Here is a 4,462-nt window from a genome sequence, read left to right on the forward strand (position 1 = left end):
CTTCCATCATATTCGAATCATCTGGAAGCCACAAGGCGAAACGGCTACGTCGTCCTTTGGCGGCGGGGCGTATTTCGCACCAAGAAGTATAGAGGATTGTCCTCATGTTCATGTCTGGTTAAGCTATTGTTATCCGTTAGTTTAATAGGCTATGCATTGGCTGCCATTTTTCGGGCTCCTACTTGCTAAAATCTATTTTATCCACTTGTTCGATATCACAAATCAATTGGGCATATCTATTTTCACTCGTTCAGGATAGGGAATTGGCTCCCACCAACCTTTACGAAGTGCTTCCCCATACCATTCTGGTGAAAAACAAAAATTCCTTGTTTTAGCTGATTGAACAGCTTTCTCAATATCATAATTGACTCTATGTAAAGTGAATTTTCCATGTGTAGTATCAATAGTGACGTAAGCTGCTCTCGGATCGTAATCTAATGAAAATCCAACCGCCCCAGTATTCACCAAAATAATATTTGCACTTCGGAAAATAAACTGTTTATGTATGTGACCCATGATTAGCCAATCTGCGCTAATATTTGCAATACTAGATTCGACGTGTTGGATAGAATCGTGTGGTTGAATTGCCGAGTAACAGTCTTTTGGAGTTCCATGAACGAAATGAAACGATTGATCGTCTACTTCAAAACGGTATTCAAATGGTAATTTTGATAGATATTCAATATCTGATTTTGACATACGTTCGATATGCCAATTCAAGTAAGGTAACTCATATTGACTTGGGATATAGGAAGGCTCGTGAGACTGAAGGTTTTTAATATCCGTAGCTCCCAAAAGATATAAGTCGGTATTTCCATAAACACATGAGATATCAAGTTTTTGAATTTTAGAGACACATTCCGAAGGTTCAGGTCCCTTATAAGCAATATCACCTAAACAAATAATCTTATCAACGGATTCATATGCAACATCGTTTAGAACGGCATCTAATGCCGTCAAATTTCCATGTATGTCAGATAAAATAGCAAGTTTCACTTCAATTCACCCCAGATTGTCAGAACACTTATATTACCTAACATGCGACTAATAAATGTAAATTGCATATTTCACATTACTGCTGCCCGTTTCTTAGTGGCCAGTGAGCTATAGTTCCCAGTTAGTTGAACAATATGATATAAACTGCTCAATCGCACAGCCAACCAGTTTGTAAGAGTGAAAGCTTCATTCATTAGAATGAATCATTTCCTTTGTGCAATTCATATTAATCCTTTATACTCACTTAATTAAGCTCATGTAATTGGTGGTTATTGGAACTTGTTTAAACCCCCATTTTTCGTAGAACATCACTTTATTATCTGCGCAAAATAAATCAACGCGTTCGATACCCTTTATTAATGTACTATTAACGACCGCTTCGATTAGCAACCTTCCAAATCTAATTTATCATCCATTCTGTTGAAGAATTCTGACCGTTACTTTAATAATCACAAGAAGAGCTGCTCAAAGCAAACCCCTCGACTATAGTTTTCCGTTAGCGTAATGACCTTGCAATCAGTTCCTCTTAAGAACTGTCTATAAATACATCAAGGAAATCAGCTTTTTCCTGAAAACGCCGATGTCTTTGTTCAATCCTTTCCGTCTGACCGGTGCAGCGCTCCGACCAGGTCTACAAAGTGACGCCCACGCTCTTCAAAGTTACGATATTGGTCAAACGCAGTGCATGCAGGACTCGTAATCGTTTTTTACAGTTAAATCACGGTTTAAGGGGTTATGGAATCGGAAAGCCTGAAATGGTAAGAAGAACAGCGAACTGAATAAAAAAGCGAAAGGAACGAGATGTTAGACTTGGCGGTCTCATCGTCCCTTTCTAAGCAAACGGGTTTAAAAATCTTCTTGAATATTACAGAATCCACAGTGATGACCCGTGACTTTTACAAGATAAATTAAGCATGTGTGTAGGATATAAGAATTAACCTCGATCCATGCTGCTGTTCTGGCGACACTCGAAGTATGAAGTCGTCTAAGCTAAAGTCATTAAGCAGAATATCCACGAGATCTGTTTATTCTGGGGTAGCTGAGGTTAGTATTTATATTAAGCAAACGGAAAGAAATAAAGGTATTGGTAAATTGTTAATGAGTGAATTAATTGATTTATCAGAAAAGAATGGGTTTTGGACCCTTCAAGCCGGGATATTTCCAGAAAATATCTCAAGTCTTAAATTACATATAAAATTTGGATTTAGAGAAGTTGGTAGAAGAGAAAAACTTGGAAAGATGAATGATCAATGGAGAGACGATTTATTGTTAGAAAGAAGAAGCAAACTTTTCAACTAACGAAGAACGAAGTTAAAAGTGGATTTAAGAATGTGGTCATTGAACCGAAGAATGACTCCAGGGAATTTATCAAAGATTGGGTACATGGATCCAATGTAGAAAACTACATCGTTACTGGGGTTATAACAGGGATCAAGCCATAGAACAAATTGAACAAGATCCCTTTCCTTGAGGGGTTTTTGTCATATTCCATATTCATAGCGTCTCTTTTTCAATTACCATATATATATCCATACGTTTGCGGGTGGTGACAGCTACGCTGGTACTACCCCTATTTGCCAGATCAGCCCGATACTTCCAACCCATGTTATCAGCAATGAGTTGCAGTTTCTATTGAAAATCTATTAATAATAAAGTATGATATTCGTATCGATATCGAAGGCCAAGCTGGAATACCAAGTGGGCAAAGCAGAAGCACCGCTGAAATGAGAACATTAATTTGTTCTTGTTTCAGCGGTGTTTTTCGATTCAAAAATGAAAGGACGAGTGATACGAGTGATAAGTAAACAACAATTTATTGGAAATTTGGAAACTATAGTAACTTGATTTAATTTCTTTTTAAGATCAACAAAGTCCTTTTGTGTCTCGTGACCAAGTCATAGAAGTTTTTCGTCATACTAACTATCCTAGTCTCCAGCCTCGGATTTATTTACAACATCTCTTAACTGATTCTTCTCTTTCTATAGCTATCGCGATAATAAACGAGAAAACCACAAGTTCTACCGGTTACTTATTGACTGGTGAAGCAATAAAAGCAGATTGTGTATTGAATATAGTCGCAATATCGATATATCGTCTCTTTAAAAAAAACACGTATTTAGAGCAATTAGAAATATTGAATCGTGTTTGTTCGATGCTATATAAGGCTATAGCTATATTAGACATTTATAACCAGTCTACTAGCGATTTCTACAACTTAAATAGTTTAAACTATATTGAAAGAATTATGAAATATCAGAGGTCTCTACTTAGAATTATCTTTCTGGACAGCTGTTACTTATCCTCCACGTTTGGCAGCAACAAGGCCTAGAGCCAAAGCACCGCATAGCCCAGCATTATCCCCTAAATTAGGAGGTACGATGTACTCGTCGATATTCGTAAGGATCGTCTCCGAATTCACGTACCCATTCAGATTACGCTGCACCTCATCTCTAATCATGCTAAACAACTGCTGTTGGTGCATAACGCCACCGCCGAGAATAATTTTCTGAGGGGAGAGCATGAGAATAGCTCCAGTGATAGCCTGACCGATATAGAAGGCTTCCATCTGCCAAGCAGGATGATCGATCGGTAAATGGCTACCCTTCTTATTCCATCTTGCCTCAAGCGCCGGACCAGCGGCCATGCCTTCCAGACAATCTCCATGGTAAGGGCAAAGGCCCTCGAATGCATCATCCTTGTGACGTCGAACTAAAAGATGTCCTCCCTCAGGGTGAACAAGCCCATGAACAATTTTACCTTCGGAGTAAACGCGCCCACGCCGATTCCTGTCCCGATTGTGTAATATACGCAGCTATCTAATCCTTGGGCCGCCCCCCACATGACCTCCCCATAAGCGGCGGCATTCACGTCCGTATCCCATCCGTACGGAACATCGATCGCGGTTTTTAGCGTCGGGAGGAACGGATACCCAGACCAGCCCTGCTTCGGTGTTGTGGTCACATAGCCATATTGATCGTTGTTTCGATCCAGGTTGATGGGACCGAAAGTACCAATCCCAATAGCCTCCACGCCTTTATCCTGAAAGTATAGAATTACTTTCTCTATGGTTGGTTCCGCTTGCTCTGTCGGGAAAAATGAAAAAGCATGATTGAAGGAGAGAAATAACATGCGTATAGGCGTAATTGAAGCAGGCGGAACCAAGATTGTTTGTGGGATCGGGAATGAGTACGGAATTATCGAGGATCGTAGGGTTGCTTTTGAATAGAAAGAACTCCCGATCGTCAATTGAACAACCGGGAGTGGAACAATGACAACGCGCTAACTTCTATTCATTACCCGTGATCGGTTTGTCGTATACATGGATTCCATTGTATAAAGTGACATGGAAATTAATTTAGCTTCACCTGAAATTGCGTACAATTCCAACCCTGTACTTGAAGGATCAGGGAAAATCTGATCCGTCAGAACGAGTTTTCCATCATTCGCAAATACTTCTACCGAAGAT

Annotated in this window: 3 protein-coding genes and 1 pseudogene; 1 reads left to right on the top strand and 3 read right to left on the bottom strand. The window is 39.6% G+C overall.

Annotation, left to right across the window (positions count from 1 at the left end; all coding sequences use genetic code 11):
• Positions 1-222: 222 nt before the first annotated feature.
• On the bottom strand, positions 223-996 hold the full coding sequence (locus BK127_RS41585; protein ID WP_076238495.1) for a metallophosphoesterase family protein: 774 nt from the start codon (positions 994-996) through the stop codon (positions 223-225).
• 975 nt (positions 997-1,971) lie between these two features.
• Here BK127_RS41585 and BK127_RS41590 point away from each other — a divergent pair.
• Positions 1,972-2,295 (top strand): GNAT family N-acetyltransferase, encoded by a 324-nt coding sequence (locus BK127_RS41590; protein ID WP_076238496.1) that lies wholly within the window; start codon positions 1,972-1,974, stop codon positions 2,293-2,295.
• Positions 2,296-3,292: 997 nt separating this feature from the next.
• Here the strand turns inward: BK127_RS41590 and BK127_RS41595 are convergent.
• Positions 3,293-4,089 (bottom strand): annotated as a pseudogene (locus BK127_RS41595) (ROK family protein); the annotation flags it as partial.
• 186 nt (positions 4,090-4,275) lie between these two features.
• Positions 4,276-4,462: GH32 C-terminal domain-containing protein (locus tag BK127_RS41600; protein WP_179097827.1), on the bottom strand; the 187-nt coding region annotated here is incomplete at its 5' end.

It is taken from the genome of Paenibacillus sp. FSL H7-0331 (assembly GCF_001956045.1).

What these genes read in the sequence shown, in the direction of transcription:
- BK127_RS41590 (WP_076238496.1), top strand. Translation starts at nt 1,972, where the DNA reads ATGAAGTCGTCTAAGCTAAAGTCATTAAGCAGAATATCCACGAGATCT.